Source organism: Spirillospora sp. CA-142024, from assembly GCF_050942325.1.
GTDB lineage: Bacteria > Actinomycetota > Actinomycetes > Streptosporangiales > Streptosporangiaceae > Spirillospora.
Genome location: NZ_CP192077.1, coordinates 1028922 through 1049693 on the forward strand (window position 1 = coordinate 1028922; position 20772 = coordinate 1049693).

12 protein-coding genes are annotated in these 20772 nt (G+C 64.3%); 6 read left to right on the forward strand and 6 right to left on the reverse strand.

Features of this window, described 5'->3' with window-relative positions; all coding sequences use genetic code 11:
• Positions 1–432 precede the first annotated feature (432 nt).
• From ACQPZP_RS05225 to ACQPZP_RS05250, 6 genes are all read right to left on the reverse strand, one after another.
• Positions 433–1623, reverse strand: a complete 1191-nt coding sequence (locus ACQPZP_RS05225; protein WP_433476488.1) for a Wadjet anti-phage system protein JetD domain-containing protein — start codon at positions 1621–1623, stop codon at positions 433–435.
• Positions 1623–5063, reverse strand: coding sequence for an ATP-binding protein (locus ACQPZP_RS05230; protein ID WP_433476489.1), 3441 nt, complete (start codon positions 5061–5063; stop codon positions 1623–1625). Before ACQPZP_RS05230 ends, ACQPZP_RS05225 begins: the two co-directional genes overlap by 1 nt.
• Positions 5060–5752 (reverse strand): DUF4194 domain-containing protein, encoded by a 693-nt coding sequence (locus ACQPZP_RS05235; RefSeq protein ID WP_433476490.1) that lies wholly within the window; start codon positions 5750–5752, stop codon positions 5060–5062. Before ACQPZP_RS05235 ends, ACQPZP_RS05230 begins: the two co-directional genes overlap by 4 nt.
• Positions 5749–7215, reverse strand: coding sequence for a DUF3375 family protein (locus tag ACQPZP_RS05240; RefSeq protein ID WP_433476491.1), 1467 nt, complete (start codon positions 7213–7215; stop codon positions 5749–5751). The genes ACQPZP_RS05235 and ACQPZP_RS05240 overlap by 4 nt, the downstream gene beginning before the upstream one ends.
• 445 nt (positions 7216–7660) lie before the next feature.
• The gene (locus ACQPZP_RS05245) at positions 7661–10900 is read right to left on the reverse strand and encodes an AAA family ATPase (RefSeq protein ID WP_433476492.1); all 3240 of its coding nucleotides are present in this window, start codon (positions 10898–10900) and stop codon (positions 7661–7663) included.
• A gap of 11 nt (positions 10901–10911) precedes the next feature.
• Positions 10912–12219 carry a metallophosphoesterase family protein gene (locus tag ACQPZP_RS05250; protein ID WP_433476493.1) on the reverse strand — a complete coding sequence of 436 codons (1308 nt, stop codon included), beginning with the start codon at positions 12217–12219 and terminating at the stop codon, positions 10912–10914.
• A 101-nt stretch (positions 12220–12320) separates the two neighbouring features.
• Here ACQPZP_RS05250 and ACQPZP_RS05255 point away from each other — a divergent pair, with 101 nt between their 5' ends.
• The 6 genes from ACQPZP_RS05255 (at position 12321) to ACQPZP_RS05280 (ending at position 20692) form a co-directional block, all read left to right on the forward strand.
• Positions 12321–13199 carry a hypothetical protein gene (locus ACQPZP_RS05255; RefSeq protein WP_433476494.1) on the forward strand — a complete coding sequence of 293 codons (879 nt, stop codon included), beginning with the start codon at positions 12321–12323 and terminating at the stop codon, positions 13197–13199.
• A 144-nt stretch (positions 13200–13343) separates the two neighbouring features.
• The gene (locus ACQPZP_RS05260; RefSeq protein WP_433476495.1) at positions 13344–14393 is read left to right on the forward strand and encodes a hypothetical protein; all 1050 of its coding nucleotides are present in this window, start codon (positions 13344–13346) and stop codon (positions 14391–14393) included.
• Positions 14390–15910 carry a hypothetical protein gene (locus tag ACQPZP_RS05265; protein WP_433476496.1) on the forward strand — a complete coding sequence of 507 codons (1521 nt, stop codon included), beginning with the start codon at positions 14390–14392 and terminating at the stop codon, positions 15908–15910. Before ACQPZP_RS05260 ends, ACQPZP_RS05265 begins: the two co-directional genes overlap by 4 nt.
• Positions 15907–17295 (forward strand): AAA domain-containing protein, encoded by a 1389-nt coding sequence (locus ACQPZP_RS05270; protein ID WP_433476497.1) that lies wholly within the window; start codon positions 15907–15909, stop codon positions 17293–17295. Before ACQPZP_RS05265 ends, ACQPZP_RS05270 begins: the two co-directional genes overlap by 4 nt.
• A 681-nt stretch (positions 17296–17976) precedes the next feature.
• Positions 17977–18819: a hypothetical protein gene (locus ACQPZP_RS05275; protein ID WP_433476498.1), complete on the forward strand. Its 843-nt coding sequence runs from the start codon at positions 17977–17979 to the stop codon at positions 18817–18819.
• Between the two features lie 481 nt (positions 18820–19300).
• Positions 19301–20692, forward strand: a complete 1392-nt coding sequence (locus tag ACQPZP_RS05280) for a Shedu immune nuclease family protein (protein WP_433476499.1) — start codon at positions 19301–19303, stop codon at positions 20690–20692.
• The last annotated feature ends 80 nt before the right edge of the window (positions 20693–20772 follow it).

A 20772-nucleotide genomic window follows, 5' to 3' on the forward strand; every position in this document is an offset into this window, starting at 1 on the left:
TTGACGGTGTAGCCAATGACGACGACAGCCGCAAAACCGGCTAGCGCCAGAACGATGGGGCGGACCTGGTCCCAGCTCATAGTGGGAGAGTAGAGGTGTTTCGTGGGCTTGGAGTGTGCGGCACGGGATGCTGTCCATGTCAGGACAAGCAGGACGTCGAGCCGTGGATCGCCCGCCGGAGCCTGATGCTGCGGGACGGCGCAGGCGTCAGCGCAGTATCCCGGCGACGCGCCAGACGACCTTCATTGCCGGGAAGAAGTCGAGCGCCCGCCAAAGCCGGGATCGGTCGAAGGAGCCGTGGAATGCTGTCCTCGCCCTCACCGAAGCAGCCCCGCATATGGTCGCGATAGCTGGTCCGAGAGAGCTCCTGCGGCCGGGCGGTGTCCGGTTCTCGCGCTGGCAGCTACCTGCTTCTGCGTGCTATCTCTTCAGTCAAGGAGTGGCTTCGTTCATGGAGCGCTGTAGCTGCTCCAAGACGAATGGTGCAGGCAAGCGTTCCTGCTCCAGCCGCAGGTAGGTACCAGGCGTCGGGGTGAGCGCGCTGAGTGCGTCGACTTCGGTGTCGGAAAGATTTGGTTCGGGTTTGTCGGCTCGTGTCTCGTCTTGGACGGCGAGAGTTCGGTGGGCGTCGAGTGTGCCCGGGTCCATGAGTGTGGAGATAAGACTCGGTAGGTGCGTTCGTGCGCGGGACAGCAGAGTAAAACCGGCGCGGTCAAGGTCTCCCCAGTACACGTAGTGTGCGCTGTTCAGCCAGCTGATACCGCCTAGTACGTTGAGGTGGTTGCCGAGGGAGTGGACGACCACGGTCCGAGGCCGATCGGGGACCAGGTAGGCGGATTCCTTGTTCTCAATGATCAGGATCGTGTCTGGGTGGATGGGCAGAGCGTCGATTTCCGGCAAAGGTGCGTTCAGGTGCCTGATGCCGCCCACCCGTGCGCGGTCGGCGGGGTCTGTCAGGATCACATCGATGTGTACGGGTAGGGCCTTCAGTCCAAGCGGGTCCAGATCGTCTTGCTCCAGTTTCTCGCCCGTTTCGTCGGAACGTAGTTGTTCGGTGATATTGAGGCAGGCCAGGACGAGGCGGCGGTTGCGGGCGAGCCACTTAGTGTGCATGCCCAGGATGGGTACCTGGCGGATCGTCAGTCCGGAGTGCGGGTTGTCGGTAAACCATCTGGCCGCCTCGAGTAGAAGCTCGAAGTCGGGTCCGTCCATGTCGCTGATTTGTGGCAGCCAGGGCCGCAACCGGTCCTTGACCACGCCTCCGGGCAGGGCTCGGATGCGTCTCCATCGGTTGATTGCCTGCTGCCAATGGCGGGCGAGACCTTGATCGAGAAGGACGAGGTCGTCGATCGTTGGGAGGTCCAGGTGGGTGAAGACATCCTGGGGGCCCGCAACAGTGCGGCGTGTGATGCTGCGCAGCCGGGCTGTCGGGTGCCGATGTGCCCAGTCTCGCCAAGTCCGCAGCCACTGGCCGACGGTGTCGCCTTGGCGGGCGATGTCCTGCGCCGAGGGTGGGCCAAGCGGGAACGAGAACCGGGTGTCGGCTCCGTCCAGCAGCCAGGCGCGCCAGTTCTTGCGGTACCGCACGCGTATCTGGTTCATGACTTGGTCGGGTTCATGCATCAAATCTGTCCGTCTTCCAGGTGCAGGGCCTCTGCAATCGTCATCGGGTAGATGCGCACCCGAGCGGGGTCGTCGGCGTCGATGTTGATGTAGGCGACGGACTCGACATAACCCTCGAATGCGGTCGCCTTTTCGCGGGGAGCGCCCACGATCAGTTGGAAGCCGAGGGCCCGCAGGGCGGACAGCGCGCGGCCCGTGTAGTCGCTGTCGGCCTTGACGAATCCCTCGTCGAGGATGATCGAGGAGTAGCTGGGTGGTCCTTCGCGGCCGTCTCCGAGGCGGAACCTGAGAGCGGCGCCGAGGATGAAGGCGATCAGTTCCTGGCCTTCGCCTCCGCTCATGCCGGATACCCCGTCATGGACGACTTTGACGCCGTCGGGTCGGGTCTCGATCGCTTGGAACTCGACGTGCTCACGGGCGTCGAACACCCGCTTGCGCCATGCGTCCCCGGTGCGCGATTGGTTATCGAGTTTGGCCAGGTGCTTGCGTAGACGGATAAAGGACTTCTCCACCTGGTCGGCGTCCCGTCGGATGTCCATACCGACGGTGTTGCTGGTGTACCGGGTGATGATCTGGCGGAAGTCCTTTAGGTCGTTGCTTGGTCGCCCGACTGATTCGATGCTCAACGTGGCGTCCTGGCGGAACCGGACATGCCGCAGTACGTCGTTAATCGGGTCTAGGCCCCGCTTGATACCGCGCGCGTCGTCGTCGATCTGAACGAGCACACTGCGCAGTTGGCGGTTCATGTCCTCATCGACCTTCGCCAGCCACGCGCCCTTTGCTCGGGGCAGGTCGTCGGTGATGAGTTGCTGATGGATCGCCTCCAGCGCGGGTAGGGAGTCGATCGTGCCGTCGATCTCTCGGGCGGTCCGCTCGTCCAGGTTTCGGTAGGCGGCGATGTGAGCCACGACTGCGGTTTGGAATCTCTCCCGGTCTTCCAGATGCCGGTCGACCCGCTGTTGCAGGTTGGAGATCGCAGCAGACAGGCTCGCCGCTACCCCGGCCGGCCCGTCCGGCGCAGTGAACGGAGTGGCGGCCAGCGTTGCCCGCTCGTCGGCGGTGAGCGATGAGTCCGCCTCCAGACGGTCCTTCGCATTGTCGATGACCGAGGTGAGGTCGCCCCATTCGGCATCGAGAGCTTCCTGCTTCTCGCGGAGCCGGTTCACCAGGCTGCTGGCGGCAACGGCTTCCTGGCGTTGCTTCCCAAGCAGCTCGGTCAGGTGAGCGGCCTGGGGCGAGTTGGCCTGTACGAGCTGAGCCTCAAGCTCGCTCGTCCGTTCCTTCGCGGCCGAATCGTCGATCTGGTCCCAGGTGAGGTCGTGGCGGAGCGCTCTCAGCTCCTTCAGACGGGCGTTTGTTGACTCGCGCCGCAGATCGGCCGCATCTGCTGATGCGACCGCCACCTGCTCCTCACGGTGGATCGACTCGAGCTCTTCCTCCAGCTCAAGCAGCAGTCGGCGCGTGTCCCATCCGATCCATGGATAGCGCAGGCGGCGGTCGTCTTTGATGAACCGTTCGCGACCGCCGGTGCGCATACCGGTCGGAGTGATTGCGCCCCGCGCCCACACGGGACGCGGCCTGTCCAGCTCGGCCTCGGTCTCCACACAGAAGTAGTTCGCCGTCTCGTTCAGCTCGCCGGCGATCCACCCTCGAAACGGGTGATCGGCGATATCTAACAGCGCTGCGATCGCGCCGTTCATCTGGGCGGGTGCCTGTGCGTTGGAGGTGGCTGGGGCGATGGTGACCGACCCCCGCATGTCGTGATCGTGTACGTACCGGCGCACCAGCGGAAAGTCGCCTCTGTCGGCGACGAGGGTGCTCGACAACGGCAGTAACAGACCGACGACCGCCTTCTCCCACCGCCGGTGTTCGGGTTTGACCTGGAGAAGCTCCCCGACGTAGCGGAGTCGATCGATGCCGATACCGAGCTCGGCCGCGATTCTGCTGCGGCGCTCATCGGCGTCTTCAGGGATGAGGCTGCGCCGCGCGCGCAGCCCCTCAATCTCCTTTCCTTTCGCCGCAGCGTCGCGGCGGAGCCCAAAGAGCCGGGTGTGGGCTGCGCGCGCTGCGTCGGTGTCTTCCTCCAGCGCCTTGTTTTCCTTGCGGACGAGCTCATCAAGGCTGGCGTGGGTGAGCGTGACATCGCCTGGCGAGGTGGGCAAGGGCAACCCGAAAACTGACAGGCCGCCGACAAACCGCTGCTGTTGCGCCTCGACCCGCTCCAGCATTTCCTTCGCATGCGAGAGCCGGACCTTGATGACCTCGGATCTGTCGCCGCCAGCAGCGGTTAGCAGTGCGATCGTGTCCTGCTCGCGCCGGTCGGCGCCTTGGGCGGCTTTCACTGCGGCCGCGTGCTGCTCGTCGAACTCGGCTTTGACCAGGCGGTTGTCGTCGATGGCGGTCTCGGCCCAAGTTACGACCTTCTCGGCATGCCAGAGCCGGATCCGGGCCGGGCCATCGCCAATCAACAGCCTGTTCTTGGCAACATAGTCGGCGCCGGCCGCGCGGAACCTCTCGGCGATTGCGGGCAGGGGCGCCAGAGCGGCCGTCCGGCGGCGTGCCGTCTCGAACTCCTCGTACAGGCGGGAGGCCTCCCGATACGCCTCCAGGGCGACGTCCCATCGGGTGAGCGCGAGCGGCTCGGTAAGCACGAAGTCCTTGAACAGCGCATTGATGGAGTAGATGCCCTTGGATGCCTGGGCACGCCGCAGCAATTGCAGAGCCAGTCGCTGTGACTCGTCGGTGGAGCCCATGCCCATGACGGTGCGCATCTTCGCATGCACTTTCGCCTGCGCGGCGTCCACCACATCGCCCCGGTCGAGATCGACCAGACGTTCCAGGGACGTCGTCGACAGCGGCGAGGCGCCTTGGCGGATGGCTGTGATCCCATTGAGTTGCGCCAAGTCGAAGTGGTCGTTGACGAACCCGTACACGGTGGCCTTGCTGATGGCCTCAGGCCCATCGGCGTCCGGACCGACCCATGCCAGGCGGAATGAGGTGGCGCGGCGTCCGTCACGGGTCTCCCATGTGATCGCCGCCCCGCTGGGGAAGCCAGGCCCGCCGGGTGGACGTAGGTAGTTCGTTGTCGCTGACCGTCGGTTTTTGTCCTGCCGCTGGTCCGTGTGACCGCGCGCGTACGAATAGACGGTCCGCTCGCGCTTCTTGCCGCGGTCGTCGCGGGCGGCCTGGTTGAACTCTTGCGGGTTGGGAAGGATCACCGAGGCCATGGCGTCCAGCAGGGTGGACTTGCCACGCCCGGAAGGGCCGAGGATCGCGGCGCCTGACCGTGCCGCATTCATGGTCTGCAGTCCCGAGTAGGGGCCCCAGTTGAGGATCTGGACCTGGCTGATGCGGAACTGCGCCGGGCTTTGCCCGTCGGCCACTATGAGAGGCAGGACGTTTCGCTCGACCGGTTCTGCGGTCGCCCGGGTCACGCTCACTCGAGATCCTTCCATGTGCCGTAGCCGGTGGGGCTCTCAACCTCGCCTGCCGCTTCAGCGGCCTGGATGAAATAGCGCTCGAAACGCATCATCTCGTCGGCGCCGAGCAGGGGGACGATGGCAGGTGAAACGGTGAATAGGTAGTCGGCATCCGGGTCCCGGGTCAGCAACTTCAACTCGCCTACCGCGCGGATGGCGGCGCTCACTCGACTGTCGAACTTGGCCTCGTCGCCATCGCCGTCCTCTCGGAACGGCCGCAGGAACTCGGCGACCTGGGCCCGGGTGATCACGACCGGGTCGTCGGTCGCATCGGTGTAGGTGTGCTCCTTGCGCAGATGTATCAGGAGCAAGGAGGCATCGCGGGACAGAGGCTTGTCGCGGCGCAGCAGGCGCGGCGCGTCCTCGGCCGGGGTTTGGCGTTTGAATGCCACCTCGTAGTCGAGGTCGATGACCAGGACCTGGAAAAGATCCGCGAGGCGTTCTTCGATCTCGGCCTGGTAAGCACGCAGAGCTTCCCACACGGGTCGATTGTTGGATTTCGTGATGAACCGATGAGTCAGCAGTGTGGCCAACGCCCGACGTGCGGCCATCGGCAACCGAGAGCCGCCCGGTTCGTCGGCTTCGGGGCCCTCGGTCATTGACTCGTCTGGATCGTCGATCGCGCGGTAGCCGTCGATGCGCTGATTCACGGCGCCTCCTTGGTCGGCACCGGGCCGTGGAAGAGGAGATGGGGGAGCTTGGCCATGAGAACGGTGGTCCCTTGTCCGGACCACTGCACGATCTCCTCGTGGTCGGCGTCGACCTGACCATGCATGACCGCCAGGTCGAGCAGGCTCACCAGTGCGCCCAAGCGCCGGAACTCGGCGGGGATGGCGTCGAACACCTCTGCGCCGGTCACTATCGGACGGTCCTCGAGAAGCCTGTTGACGGTTCGTCCGACGGCAAACGGGCTGGTACCGGCGGCCAGGCGAAGTGCGGCCCGGTCCTCGTCGGGAAGGGCCTTGCGCTGCTCGGTGACCTCGACGACGACCTCCTGCGGACCGTGGTCTCGCCACAGCTGGGTCTGGGAGATATCGATCACGGCCAGGGGGCCAACACCGAGCACGTCCTGCGGAACACGTCGCTGACCAGGCTCGGCCTGCATCCATGTAGCGCCGGCATACAAGGCCCGGTCAGCGAGGCTGAGCAGTCGTTGGTGGCGGCCGTGAGCGGCCCGCGTCAAGAAGCGGCGCAGCGACGCGGACCAGCGCAGATAGCTGTTCTGCACCTCGAGTTCTGCCGCCAGGAGAGTCGAGAGCATGCTGTCGAGTTCCTGTCTCTGCTCGGCAGTCATATGCTCATGCGCGAACTCTTGGCCCAGGATCTGATCGATGTCGGCGCGGATCTGCTCAGTCTGCGCGGACGACAGCAGTTGCGAGAACCCGAGATAGGCCGCGCCCTGGCTCGTCTTCGACAGCAGATCGTTCTCGCGCAGGTACTCTTCGACCAGGTCCGCCTTGGTCGGTCCGTAGATCATGGCTCGCCGCGCGACTTCCTGGTGGCGGCTCTCCACCATGGAGCGCAGCTGCCGAAAGCCTGCAGGCATGGACCGGGTCATGCCGAGGATCTCGCGCAGTTGCTGCTTCATCTCCTCCAGAGTGGCTAGCCGAACCCGCCCGGAGGAGATGTCCTCGCGTCTCTTGCGCAGCTCGGCGATCTGCTGGTCGATGCGCCGCACCTGGACGTCACGATCCGGATCGGTCATGTCGGCGAGGAGTCGCACCGCGTGCGAGATGGAGCCGAGCCGGGCGCTGCTGACGGTCGTCTCGCCTTCGACCAGCTCGTGGACGAACCGAAGTGCACGAAGCGAGTACGGCGAGAGGCGATACCTCAGTCGGCCGTTGAGCGTCTCGGTCTCCAGCCATCGCTTCGCGACCCATTCGCGGCAATGTTCTGCGGGCGTCACGTTACCCTGCCAGTCCGGGACCTGATCGCGTGCCTCTGCAACTCGTTCGTGGAACCACTCAGCAGAAACCGATCCCTCGACCTGTTCCAGATGCTCGGCGAACAAGGGCAGCACCCAGTCCCTCGAATACGCCTTGAAGAGAGCCAAGGTCGGATTCGAATCCAGTGCCGTCAGGATCAGGGCGCCTGTGTTCTCCATGACCACCATCCGGATCTTCCTGCCGATGCTGCCGAGTGTTCATTGAAGTGTTGAGACCACTGCTCCTCTCGCTCCTTCATCCCCACCGGATCCCCTCTGGGACGCTCCTGTGTGAAGCGCGAACCTAACTTGCCGGTCACCTGTTGAAACTATCCGGAGCATCCGACATTTTCCCAACAGTCCAGATACTCGAACCCGAGTTCGAATTGGACTGCTGATGTGATTTGATTTGGTTGGCCAAAATTGTGGATTTCGACGATCGGCCTATTTCGCATATCTGTTCGAATCTAGGTCATTATGTCCCTTAGGTTGCAGTCGACATGCCTCGACGGCCAGGTCTGCGCCGTGCGGCTCGTGGACGACCAGGGTTGTCCGGTTGAGTCCATAGCAGTGAAGATGACTGCCTCGTGCTCGACGTTCTTGTTGATGCCCTCCCAGCGACTTAAGTAAATGATCAGTGGGGCTCCTCATGGGGACCGTGCCCGGCGGTTGCCAGCAGACCTGAGGAGGCCTGTCCGAAGATGAAGGCGTCGCGTTGTTCCGCGGTGAGCCAGGTGGCTTTTGAGCCAGCGGGGGAGCGTTCGACAAGCAGGACGTCGTCGACGGCCTCGGCGACGGTGTGGAGGTGGCTGATGACGGTGACGAGTTTGTCGCCGCCGCTCTGGTCGCGCAGGACGTTGAGGGCGACGTCGAGGGTGGTGGTGTCCAGAGCACCGAAACCCTCGTCGAGGAAGAGGGAGTCGAGGCGGGCACCATTGCGGCTGTGGAGCTCGATCAGAGCCAGCGCGAGTCCGAGGGAAGCCAGGAAGCTCTCCCCGCCGGAAAGGGTCTTGGTCGCCCGGGTGGCGCCGGTGAGGCGGTTCATGATGCGGAAGTCGTCGGTGAACCCGAGCTCGCCGCGGGTGAGCTGGTGGAACAGGTGATTACCGACGCGTAGGAGGGCGTGGGTTCGGCGATCGATGAGGTAACGGACGAACTTGCCGTCGCTGAGCAGACGGTGCACGTCGTTCAGGGTGGCCTGCCGTCGGGTTCCGGCGGTGATGGCGCCATCGAGTTGCCGGGCGGTGTCGATCTGAACTGCGGCGGCCTGCGCCCTCTGCTCGTGGTCGCGGGCCTGCTGGCGGAGCATCCCCGTGCAGGCTGCGACGGAGGTGAGGTCGGCAGGATTGAGAGGAGAGAGCGTCTCCGGAAGCTCGTGCTCGTGGCCGCCGAGCGCGTCGCGAGCCCGGACAAGGAGTCCGTCGAGCGTGGTCCCGTATCGGGTGAGGTCATCCTCGGCCAGAGCACGTCGCTGACGAAGCGCAGTGGCGATGCGCTGGCCGGACGTGGTGACGGCTTCGGCGTAGGCCGACACCGTGGTACTGGACAGGTGGTCCGGTGAGACGGGTTCTGGTAGGTCGGGACCGCCGAGGATTGCCTGGCACGTTCGTTGCGTCGAGGTGCAGCCGACCAGCGTTTCGAGTATGCGCCGCAGGGGGCCGATGACGTCGGTGTCACGTCGTTGCGTGAGCCTGGTCCGCCGCCCCACCGCTGCCGTGAGCGCAGCGGTCGCCTCGGCGGACGCGGCGGTGTCCTTCTGATGCTCGCTGGACAGCTCCTTAACGACCTCAGCGGCCACGCGGATGTCACCGTCGGTGATCTGATCAACGTTGCTGGGCATCTGGATGCGGACGTCGGGAGGAAGTTCGGCTAGGAGCCGAGTGAGTAGTCTTTCGGTAGCGTCGCAGGCGCGGACCTTTCCCGCGAGGGCACGTTCGTCGCGTTCTAGGGAATCGGCACGGTCCTGGATGCGCGCGGCGGTTGCCTTGGCGTCGGTTTCCGCCTGGTGCTGTTCCTCGCGAGCCCTGTCGGCATGGGCGGCGCGCTGCTCGGCAAGCACACTGAACGGGCGGCAAAGTTCGTCGGTGAGCGCTGCATCGCGACGGCGTTCGGTGGCGGACCGGCGGGATGGCGGCTTCTGCAGGCAGATTTCAGTGGTCGCCTGGGTCAGCGCTGTGCGGAATGCATCAAGGTCAACCGGGGAGGGCTCGCCGGCGGATACAAGTGCGATGGGATGATTCGACAGGACCATGGCGAGCATGTCGACCAGCAACTGCTTCTCGGTAGCCGCTTCGTGTCGAGTGGTGGCGGCTTCCTGGTCAGCGCTGGCGAGGTTAGCCCGGGCGGTGGCCAGGGCCGCGTTGGCGGCGGTGAACTCCCCGAGTGTGCGTCGTGCGGTGTTCTGGGCAGAAGCGATTTCTTCGGGTGCGGTGGATCGAAGGCGCTTGTAGTCGTTCGGGAGGGTCTGGGCACAGACCGTGCAGAGATCTCCCGCCGACAGGCCGTCAGCGGCGGTATGTGCAGCATCGGCTCGCTGAAGTGCGCCGAGCGTCTCGGCTGCTCGTCTGGATGACAGCTGTAGATCAGCAGTCTGGTCCTTCAAGTCGGGAAGGCTACTGCGGAGCCGGTCTGCTTTTTCTTTGGCCTTCATGCAGGCCGCGTTGGCGACGGAGACTCGGCGTGCCATGGAGATCGCTTCACGGACATCACCTTTGACCCCATCCGCGGCGGTGGCCGTCGTTTCGGCGAGGTCCTTGGTCGAGAGTGAATGCTCGGCTAGCCGCGCGATGTGTTCGGTCTGCACACCATGCTGAATTATGGCGGCTTCGAGATCGGAAGCCTCGGTGTCGAGGCGCTCCCGTTCGGTGGCGATGTGGTCCTGGTCGTCTTTCAGCGTCTGAAGGCGCTGGGAGAGATCGGTGAGGTAGGTGTCGGCTACGGAAAGGGACTCGGTCGTGACGCCTCGCTCTGCTGCGGCGGCGAGGCGCTCCGCAGCGCCGCTGATGCTGGACTGAGCGGCAGCTTCGTCGCGTCCGCACTGGGCCTCGGCATCGGCCACTTCCGTCTCGGCTTGCGTGATGGCCGGCAGTCCGCTGAGGTCGATATCCGCTTGAGCCGCGACGAGAGAGTCGAGTGCTTCGCCCAACCGGGTGTCTGCGGCATGGAGAATCTGTGCCTGCCGCTGGACCTCGGCCATCTGCTCGTGGATGGCGTGAACCTGGGCGGCGCGGGACGTGGCTGCCTGCGCGAGCTCGTATTGTTCACGACTGGCTGCGGCGGGGTCGGACAGGAGTCCAGCGCGCTGAACCTCGGCCTGCGTGAGAAGTTCCGTAATCGTCTGGCGATGGTGGTCGGCGCGGGCACGAACGGTGTCGAGTTCTCGGGTGCCGAAGATGCCTTCGAGGAGTTCGGTGCGTTGGGTGCCGGTTGCGTGTAGAAGCTGGTCGAACCTGCCCTGCGGAAGCAGGACCGTGGCCTGGAACTCCTTGAAGGTGAGTCGGAGCAGGTCCACGATCCGCTTGTCGACGGGCCTGCGGTCGTCGACCTTCTCACCGGTGTCGAGGTTCTCCAGCAGATGGGTGCTTCCCGTCCGGCCACGGTGGTACCGGCGTCGAACACGCCATGTCTGGTCGTGGCAGCGGAACGTCAGGTCCACGGTCATAACATCGACGCCGTCGGCGATGAGGCCTTTGATTTCGCTCTGGTCCCAGGTGGCCGTCCCGTAAAGGGCCAACGTGATCGCTTCGAGCAGGGTGCTCTTGCCTGCGCCGGTGTCACCGACGATGCCGACGCGAGACTTCCCGGTGAAGTCGAGCGTGGGCATCGTGCCGGGGTAACTGCGCAGGCCGGAGAGGGTGAGTGAGATGGGGCGCATGGCAGGTTCCCTTACGGCGCGATGGTCGAAGGTTTGGAGGAGGCGACAGCGGTCCGCAGGAGCGTCTCGACTGGGTCGGTGACGAGATTGAAGTCGGGGCGGCTCTGAGTAAGGAGCTCGGTGAAGGTTGCCCTGAGTAGTTCGGCGTGCTCAGGGATGGTCTCGGTGGTCACCAGATACTCGGCGAACAGGTCGGGGAGGTCGGGTTCCGGTGCTGCCGCATGATCGAGTTCGGGGAGTTCGCGCTGCTCGTCCCAGCCGGGAAGGCGGGGCTGTACCTCGACGAGCGTTGCGCCGGGGAGGAGTTCGGTGACGGCCGCGGCCAGCCCCGGGCTGGACTCGGGGACGTCAATGTATGCCTTGACGAACGCGTCACCGATCAAGGGCGCTTGGCGGGCGAGGGCGTCGAGGCCGCCGGTGAAGGTGATGAGTTTCCGGCCCTTGCGGAGCAGCCGGATGTCGATCTTTGGGGGGCGGCCGGGGTTGGCGTCGATGATGACGACGCTCTTCTGCTCGGGTTGACCATCGGTGATCTCTCCGAAGTCCATCTGCAGGAGGCTGCCGGCGTAGCGGGCTGGCAGGCCGGGCCTGCTGATCGCCTGAGGTTTGTGGATGTGGCCGAGAGCGGCGTAGGAGACAGCGGGTAGCGCGGTTGTGGCGCTGGCGTAGTCGGAGCTGATGTCCAGGCGGCGTTCGCTGTAATCGGGGAGTGCGCTTTCGACGTACATGTGCGCGGCGAAGATCAAGACGTCCCTGGTGGGGGCGTAGCCGTCGCGGAGTCCTGCGGCCAGATCAGCCTGGATACCTCGTAGGTAGTCGGCGAAGGCGAGGGTGGCCGAGTCCGGTCGGTCAAACCCTTCGACCGCGCGGTTGCGGTGGACGAACGGTAAAGCCGCCAGCCGGATCCGCTGACCGTCGCGTGCCGGGTAGTCGAGGATGCCACCGTTGGCCGAAGGTCGGGCTTGGGCGACGAACCGCAGAGCGGGGACGCCATTCCTGGAGTTGAACGCCGCCATGCCGTCGAGAGCCTGGAACAGCAGGGGAGAGTCGTGGTTGCCGCGTATCACTACAGTGGGGGCGATCGCGGAGAGTTCGACCATGGCGCTCATCCCGAGTGCGAAGTCTTCGGGTGAGGGGACCTGGCGGTCGAACAGATCGCCGGTATGGAGGATCAGGTCGGGCTGAGCCTCCTCGGCGATACCGACTACCTCGGCGAGGACTGCGGCGAAATCCTGGTACCGGTTGTGGCCGCGACCCCGGCCTGTGCCTGCGGTTACCGTGCCACCGATGTGCGAGTCGGACATGTGCAACAACTTCATGATCACCCTCCGATGTCGGCCGTGTGCGGGCTGTCCAGAACGAAGCTACACCAAAGTTTGGGAAACATTGGAAGAGTTCGGAAGACTGGTAGCGTGGGGCCATGGACGGTAGCGAGGAGACCCTGGACGAGCTCGAACGCCGGCTCACGCAACTGCGTCGAGCCCTGCGCTCGGCGATGCTTCAGCGCGAGACCGCGAAAATCGCTGAGATCCGCGCGGAACTGAAGCGCGTCGAGTCCGTTTGGGAGGAAGCCGCAGCGGCGGAAGAAGGTGAGGCCGCTGCCGTCCCGCCGATGGCCGCCGCGCGTCCGTCGGGCGTCGACAAGCCAGCGCCGGCCGGGTTGTTGCCAGTTCGCGAGCAGGCCCATCAGGTGCTGACGCTGCTCGGAGTGGCTGCGGCTCCGAAACTGATCAGCGCGGTGCAGGGGGCGTTCTTCGCCGACGAACTGCAGCCATCACGGCTGGCGAGCCTGCGGCGTGATGAGGAGCGGTCCTACCGGACGGCTCCCAACGCCCGCCCGTACTACCTATGTCCGGCGCTCACCGCCGACAGGTTGGCTCCGGTCCGCGCGCTGCTGACGATCAGTACCTGGCCGATGGAGCAGCGGATCATCGGCGGCCACAGCCCGCGCGTCGATTTCCTCACCGCAGCCCGCAAGATCGCCGAGGCCGTCGTCACGCGCCGTCAGCTCGGCCAAGCCTGGAGTCCCGAGGCGATGGTTCAAGCCGAGCAACTGCTGCGCAACTTCGCCGCAAACATCCCCGGCGCGCTGCCCTCGCCCTCACCGGGCCACCATGCGGGCCAGATCGATCCGGACCAGGTCGCCGCCGCGGCCGCGGCCGAACTCGCCCTACACGCTGACCTCGACGATCAGGAACGGGCGGCGGCAGTCGAACGTGCCCGCCGGTTGCCCGAGGCAGAACGCCTTTTCGGAACTCGCCTCGCGATGGCGGGACGAACAGCGACCATGGAACGCTGAGCCACCTCACACGCGCGGCTTCAACTTCCCCAACCCCTGCGCACCCCATCAAGGTCAACCACAGTGGACTCAACAACCGCTCGTCTCAACGCGCTTCGTGGGCACAACAAGCCCGTGAACCACAACGCCCGCACCCTCGTGGGCATGACCGCCAACCCCGGCTGCGGCCGCCGGACCCTCCTGGACGCCTGCGGCGCCGACAAGGACGCGATCGCCACCCAAGCCGGTTTCGCCTGGCCATTCGGCCAGTCTCCGTTCGCGATCGGCCGCGGGAAGAGCTTCGAAGCCAGCATCACCGAACACGGTGGCGCGAAGCTGCTAACCCTGCTCCGTGATCTGCTCGACCTCCCGCTCCCAGAAGTCGCCTACAAGCCCGTGGACGAAGTCGGCGGTAACACCCAGCGGGAACTGCGCCACCAGCACACCTGCAAACTGCTGCTCGAAGCCGCACGGGGCGGTGACTGGCCGGGCACCTTGTTCGACCATCCGATGCTGCGGCTCACGGTCGGCGGTGTCCATGTGTACTTGGAGCCTGACGTCATCGCCTTCAAGGTCAAAGACCTGTTCTACGTTGTCGAGATCAAGTCGTTCCCCGTCATCGACCGGCAGGCCGACCCCGACCAGGTCGCCGCCGCGATCCGCCAGGCATCGGTTTACGTGATTGCGCTGCGGGAGATGCTGTCGGCCCACGGCCTGGACCCCGCCATGGTCGCCTCCTCGGTGATCTTGGTGACGCCGAAGGGCTTCTCCAACACCCCCGTCGCCACATTGACCGATGCCCGCAAGCAGATCGCCATGCTCGTCCGCCAGTTGCGCCGCGCCGACAACGTCTCCGACCTCCTGAACGAAGTGCCCGACGACACCACGTTCGACCTCCGCCACAACGACCTCGGCGTCGCCACCCGAGCCGCGACCGACCTGGTCAACCACCTGCTTCGCATTGAGGCCCGCTACCGGCCGGCCTGCACCCAGCATTGCGAGATGGCCGCCCTGTGCCGCGACGAAGCCGTCCGCGCCGACTCCCTTGACCTGTACGGAACCGGAGTCTCGGACGTCTTCAACGGCGTCGATTCGGCCAGCACCGCGCGCGCTCTAGCCGCAGGCACCAGGTTGCCCTCACCTGACCAGCAGGACGTCGCCCGCACCCTCCGGCGCGCCCAACGGCTGCTGGACGAACTGGGCGGAGTGGCGTGAGCGCGCTGGCCGCGCTGGCCCGCCTGCATGCGGCCGCCGAGGGGTTCGCCCAGCCGCTGCGGCGCGTCCGCCACCACACACTGATCACCGAACCCCTGATCCTGGCGATCTACAACATGTCCGGTGAAGCGGCCGCACCCCTTGGATGCATGATCGGCGCACCGCACGCCGACCCGGTGACTCTGGTCGTGCCGTCACCACGCAACCGCGACCTGCGCCAGGAGTTCTACCTTCGCCTCGCCGACGTGATCCTTCCCTTCATCGACCAGCACGCCCGCACGCTGCAGAACGTGCCCACCCGCGGTGACAAGCCCGACCGGCAGCGCTGCGCGCGCGCTCCGCAGATCTTGGTGCCGAACACCTCCACTATCGACTACCTCCGGCGCGTCGCACGATCGATCCGCTTCCAGCAGGCACCAACACCGGAGTTCCCACACGGAGACCCGCAGGTCGGGTTGCTCGGCCGCTGGCTGACCTTCTTCACTGACCGTGCCGGCTACCCGGGGTCGTCAATGCTGCTGCCCATGACCGATCTGCTGGCGGCGCACTGGGCTACTGGGCAGAGCAGCTTGGAGGACGCGAGCCTGGCGCTCCTCCTCGGCTGGATCGACCCGCCCGCCGGAATGACCGGAGCACAAGGCGCTGCGGCCGCAGCGCACCCGATTGACTACCCGCCGGCCGGTCCGGCGACCGACCCGACATTCGACCGCGTCGTGCTTGACCCAAAGATCAGCGCATACTTGGACGCCGTCAACAGCAACGACGTCAGAGCCGAGGCCCGTGTCACCGCCGCACTCGAGAGGGACGTCGCCGAGCAACTGAAGCCGACCTGGGAACAGATGGGTACTGCCGTGACCCTGCTGACCAGTATCCCCGAAGCCGCCCGGTGCCCCGGGCGTTGGGACGCTGACCGCGACGCCTTCACCGGTCACGTTCAGCACATCGCCGCAGGCGGGTTCCCTCAGCCGGTCTTCGACAAGCCCATCGACGCGGCCGCCCGACTCGCCCGTATGGAACGTGCTCAGCTGAGGTTCGAGGACGAGCAGGCCCTCGATGATCCGTTCGTGCTGGCCGAGCGCCGCTCCTCCGGTACGGCATTCGCGGGCGTCATCGTCGAACGCGAGCCCGACCGGACCCAGCTATCGAGCAAGGGTCGGCCGCAGCTCAGGCCTCGCTTCACCGTCCAGACCGCCGACCCACCGCCGCTCGCCCAAGGCAAGATGGCCTGCCCCTCCGATCCCAAACGACTTGTCGAGATCCGTGAGGTCATCCCGGACGGGCCCGAGCAGCACCTGGTCGTACTCGAACTCGTCGTCGGCATGGGCCGTGTCGGCAACCCCCAACGGGGAGCTGTCCCCGAACTGGGCGAGGTTCGGGCCTACACCGCCGTCCCCGAGCAGTGGAAGACGCCCGACTTTCCTTCCCGTGACCAGACGCCGTGGACCCACGGCGGGCCCCCGGAACCGGACCAGCCCGGCCCACCGGCCGACGATCTCACCGACGGTGCAAATCCATGACTTCCTTCCTCCCATCGGCCACTCCACGAGACGACGGTCCATCAGCGGCTGCTGCCGCCGCCGTCAACGGCATTCTCCGCGACCTGGACGCCCTGACCGGCGACCGGACGCGCAGGGGGGTCGTGGTGGACTCGCCTCCAGGCGCCGGCAAATCCACCCTGGTTCGGCGTGCCGCCGTCGCCCTCACCCAGGCGGGGGAGCTGGTGAGCATCATTGCGCAGACCAACAACCAGATCGATGACCTTATCCGCGGACTCTCCGCCGCACAGCCCTCGCTCACCATCGGCCGTATCAGCAGCACCGACTATCTCGCCAATACCTCACCGGTCGGCGGGCTGGCGAACGTGCGGCTCAGCAACGACATCAGCGAGCTGGCAGACTGCGCGCTCGTGATTGGAACCGCCGCAAAATGGGCGCGGGTCACCGGTCACCACCGGCCCTGGGCGATCGTCGACGAGGCATACCAGATGCGGTCGGACGCACTCCTTCTAGTCGCCTCGCAGTTCGACCAGGGGCTCTTCGTCGGGGACCCCGGGCAACTCGACCCCTTCACGATCGTCGACACCTACCGGTGGACCGGCTTGTCCTACGACCCCCGCCAGAACGCCGTCGACGTGCTGCTCAACCACAACCGCAAAACCGTGATCGAACGCCGCCTCCCGGTAACGTGGCGGCTCCCCGCAACGGCCGCCCCACTGGTGTCAGCGGCGTTCTACCCCTACAACGGATTCGTCGCGGGGACCACGCAAGAGATGCGGACGCTGGAATTCAGGACAACCGGTTTCCGATCTCCCCTCGACGAGACCCTCGACATGGCACGCCGCACCGGCTGGGCCATCCACCAACTCCCTGCCCGCCACACCCAGCGCACCGACGCCGAAACCGCTGACGCAACTGCGGCCCTCGCCGCACGCCTGCTCACTAGAGGCGTGATCGGCTACTGCGAAAACCATCCAGGTGGACGTATCCTCACTCCCGCCGACCTGGCCATCGGCGTCGTCCACCGCGATCAAGCAGACCAGATCCGACGATCTCTCGCCGCCACGAACGTGCCTGGATACCGCGACGTCGCGGTCGACACGGCCAACCGGCTCCAAGGCCGCGAGTTCGAGATCGTTATCGTGGCCCACCCGCTGTCGGGCCGCCGTGACGCTACCGCCTTCCATCTGGAAGCCGGACGACTTTGCGTCCTGATGTCCCGCCACCGGCAAGCCTGCATTATCGTCACCCGCGCCGGGATCACTGACCTCCTCGACGCTCACCCGACCACCGACCCCGTCCATCTCAATGTCCCGGTCAAATTCCCCGACGGTTGGGAAGCCCACCACACCGTCCTAGAGCGCCTTGAGGCTCACGTCATCACCAGTATGGGTGTTTCAACTTAACGGCTCATCCAAGAAGCTTGTGACTGCGGGGCTCTGCGAGCTTGTAACTCGAGATATACCTCCCCCCGGAGATCAGGGCTCGCTGTTTTGAGTAGGCCGCAGGCCTCCTCGTGTCCGGCGGGCGCAACCATGTGGACCCGTTCTGGGGGTTATGTGTAAAAGCTACGCGTCATCGTCACGGTCGGCCCGTCCGCCGCGACCTGCTCGACGGCCACGCACTCAAGGTGGCCCGAGAGGGGAGATAGCGCATCACAGTCACACAAACCAAGATCTTTCCCGATCAAGCGACGCTGTGTGGTCGTTTTGCAACGTTCAGAACCGCCTTTCGTGGCCGCCGTCACAGGACTGGTCGCTCGATCGAGTCGGTGAGCGCTTTGGGTTCAACGATGGGACGGTGCGAAGTCGTCTTGTGGAGCGCGGAGTGGAGATTCAGGCAAGGAAGGGCGGAAGCCGCTGCTCTACTTCCCTCCTCGCACGGAGCAGCAGGCGCGCCTGGCGGTCAGTCTGGAGGCCGCATCTCTTCGGCCTGGATCATGGCGTGTAGCTTCCAGCCCGGCCAGGCAACGACGCATGACCGATTTCGGCAATCTCCGCAGGAGATCATAAGAACATCGGTAATCTTCCAAAGGTCACGTTTAGCTGATCTTTTTTGATAAGCACTCGCTCCGGGAAACATCAACTATGGTCAACCGCCACCCCTCGCGAAGCGACTATGGACGCGTCTCGCGGACGCATCAGTTCAACAAGGTTCCGACATGGCGGCGCCTTCTCGGGAGCTGGCTAACATGGTTCGGCGTCCTCGCCACCGCCGCAGCCACAGCCGCGGTTGTCGGTGTCGTACAGAGAGGCACAGACAAAGTAACGACCCCAAGCAAGGCAGCCAAGATCGAAGTGATCGATATGCTCGTCGATACTCCGAAGGATGCCGACAGCCGGCCAGTTTCCCTTGACATTAAGCTTCACAATACTGGCACACGGCGAAGCATTATAAAACGAGCCGTCCTAAGCATTCACAAGTTCACCATGTTCAAAGAATGTGCTGGCCAAGGCGGCGGTCTTGGCGTGTCGGCAACATACGGCCTCAATATGCCGGTCCGCCCGAAGCCAGGACAGAAGGTCGAGGTTCCGCTTAGTCAGCAGCTAGGGCCCGATGAAGCTGATCGTTTCAAGATAGAGTTGAATCTGCCGCAATCCTCCGCCTGGATCGAAAACCCCGATCAGGGAAAGCTCTTCGTCTACCAAGTTGGTGTAACTCTAATTCGTGACACAAATAGCAAAGCCGTAAATCTCGGCGATGCGGTGGTGGCGCTGCCAATCACGATCACTGTACACGAACAGCAGTTCTTCTTGACCAAGGAGAACGCAGAGATTCACTACTATGATTGGCTAAGTGGTGGACCCGAAGCCGGTGCTGGGATTAGGCAGTGCCTGAGGGCGAACAATGTCACGCTTCGCCAATATATGACTGCAGCGGGCGCGAAGCCAAAATGGTTCTCCGAGCTGAGTTCGGAGCTCGTATCATAAGCCGCTGGTCCTCGTGCACACTTCCGGTGCCAAGCGCCCTCCCGTTACCTTTCCCACCTCGGCCAGTCTTCAAATTTCGACAGCAGCAGCAACGCACATGGCATGATGGTCCGTGACTGCCTTCGAACGCGAGATGGCAAACTGTCCGCGGAACGGCGTCAGGCTCCAGATCCTACACGCCGACTGAGAGCCGTTACGTCACGTGACCCGCTCACAACAAGTGGATCAGAACGGCTTTTTTCATGGCCGCCGTCACGACGCCGTCGCAGCCGCACTCAACAGCCGGCCCGAAGACTCTGGCCTGGAAAACTCCCGCAGAAGCCCTCAGCAAGCATCTATGCTCTCCAATAGGCAGTGGGCGACGACTCTTTGAACCCGAGCACAGGCTCTTCACCCCCTGGGCTGTGGCTCCGCTTGCCCGCACACCTACGAGAGCCTGACCACAAGACGAATAGCTATTTGAGAAGAGTTGAGGCTTACTGTGGCACGGTTTAGAATTGACCAATCGGAAAACGGACGCCTCGACATTCGTATGGCCTCCATAGGCCAGGAGATCGAGGCGTACTTCATCCCCTCCGTCTCGCCTGCCGAGGGTGCTCCGGCGGCAGCCCGCGCCGATGCGGGTGTGAAATTGTTAGGCCTCGTTCCAGGTTCCGGAGAACTTCGTATTTATCCGATCAACACGCTGTACGGAACGAGTGGATATCTCGGCCCCAAGTACGATCAGATACGCACCCTAGTTGTGGAGATTTCGGCCATTGACCCGTACTTCGAGGAGCCCGAACTAGAAACGGTCCTTGAAGTGCTCCCGGCTGGCTTCGTCAAGGACTATGCCTATGGACTTGGCCTCTTGAAAGACTGCAACCGGATCATCCGGCTGATTGAGAAGCACACAGCCTGCGACGAGATTGCGTTCACCAGTGCAGATGAGTTGACCGTAGAGGGCCGAGTCTTCCGGCTCGGAATGCACCGCTTTGCGGAAATGTGGTCAGAAATCAGGCGCATCAACGATCGCGGTAATCGCGCAGCGGGTCGGGTCAAGGACGCCTTCGTTCACAATGATCTGGCCACGGTGCTCGGATTGGAGTCTATGGACTTCAGTCTGGGGCGCCATCCAGTCTCGCGGGTGATCGCGAAGGCAGCGGATGGGGTCGAAGAATTGAACGACCAAGAGCGGGACGCGCTGATCGCAACGCTCACGTCAGAGTCAGCAGGGCTCGCCAAGGCTAGGCCCGAGAAGTTCCAGAAGTTGCACCGCGAGATTGAGTTGGTGAGTCTCGATCACCTCATCACCTCCTACGAAAAATCATTGGAGAAGGGTGAGAATGAGCAGTACTGGCAGACGTTCTTTGATGACAACGCCTTTGCTCTCCAGCAAGTGTTCGGCGCGCCAATGGTCAGCGTTCAGTCGCAAGCAACGGTGGGCGGCGGCGGCCTCGCGGGAAGCGGTGATAAGATTGCCGACTACCTGTTCAAGAACTCGCTTACAAACAACGCCGCATTGGTGGAGATCAAGAAGCCGACAACCCGACTGCTCGACACGCGAGAGTACCGAACGGGGGTATACGGCCCTTCAAAGGAGCTGAACGGCGCGGTCACGCAGGTTCTCGATCAGGCATACCATCTGACGTCGAACCTCGCCACGCTGAAGCACAACTCGCGCCGATGGGACTTGGAGTCATATGCGGTCTCCTGCTTTGTTGTGGCAGGACGCACCCCGCCTCCGGATGAGCCATCGAAGCAGAAGTCATTCGAGCTATACCGCGCCAATTCTCGCAGTGTCACTATCGTGACCTATGACGAAACCCTTGAACGACTCAGACTCCTGCACAACTTCCTTGCGCCTACTGATAGCGCTACCGCGGAAGGTTGAAGGCGCCGTTGTCGTTGGCGCGGGCTTGATGGCGGCGTCGCCAGCGTGACCAGTGGCCGGCCAATGGACCAGTGCTCACG

Excerpts from the sequence above, each read along its gene's own strand:
- ACQPZP_RS05240 (WP_433476491.1), bottom strand. The coding sequence starts at position 7,215 with ATGGTGGTCATGGAGAACACAGGCGCCCTGATCCTGACGGCACTGGAT.
- ACQPZP_RS05245 (WP_433476492.1), bottom strand. The coding sequence starts at position 10,900 with ATGCGCCCCATCTCACTCACCCTCTCCGGCCTGCGCAGTTACCCCGGC.
- ACQPZP_RS05275 (WP_433476498.1), top strand. The coding sequence starts at position 17,977 with ATGGTCAACCGCCACCCCTCGCGAAGCGACTATGGACGCGTCTCGCGG.
- ACQPZP_RS05270 (WP_433476497.1), top strand. The coding sequence starts at position 15,907 with ATGACTTCCTTCCTCCCATCGGCCACTCCACGAGACGACGGTCCATCA.
- ACQPZP_RS05260 (WP_433476495.1), top strand. The coding sequence starts at position 13,344 with ATGACCGCCAACCCCGGCTGCGGCCGCCGGACCCTCCTGGACGCCTGC.
- ACQPZP_RS05225 (WP_433476488.1), bottom strand. The coding sequence starts at position 1,623 with ATGCATGAACCCGACCAAGTCATGAACCAGATACGCGTGCGGTACCGC.
- ACQPZP_RS05255 (WP_433476494.1), top strand. The coding sequence starts at position 12,321 with ATGGACGGTAGCGAGGAGACCCTGGACGAGCTCGAACGCCGGCTCACG.
- ACQPZP_RS05250 (WP_433476493.1), bottom strand. The coding sequence starts at position 12,219 with ATGAAGTTGTTGCACATGTCCGACTCGCACATCGGTGGCACGGTAACC.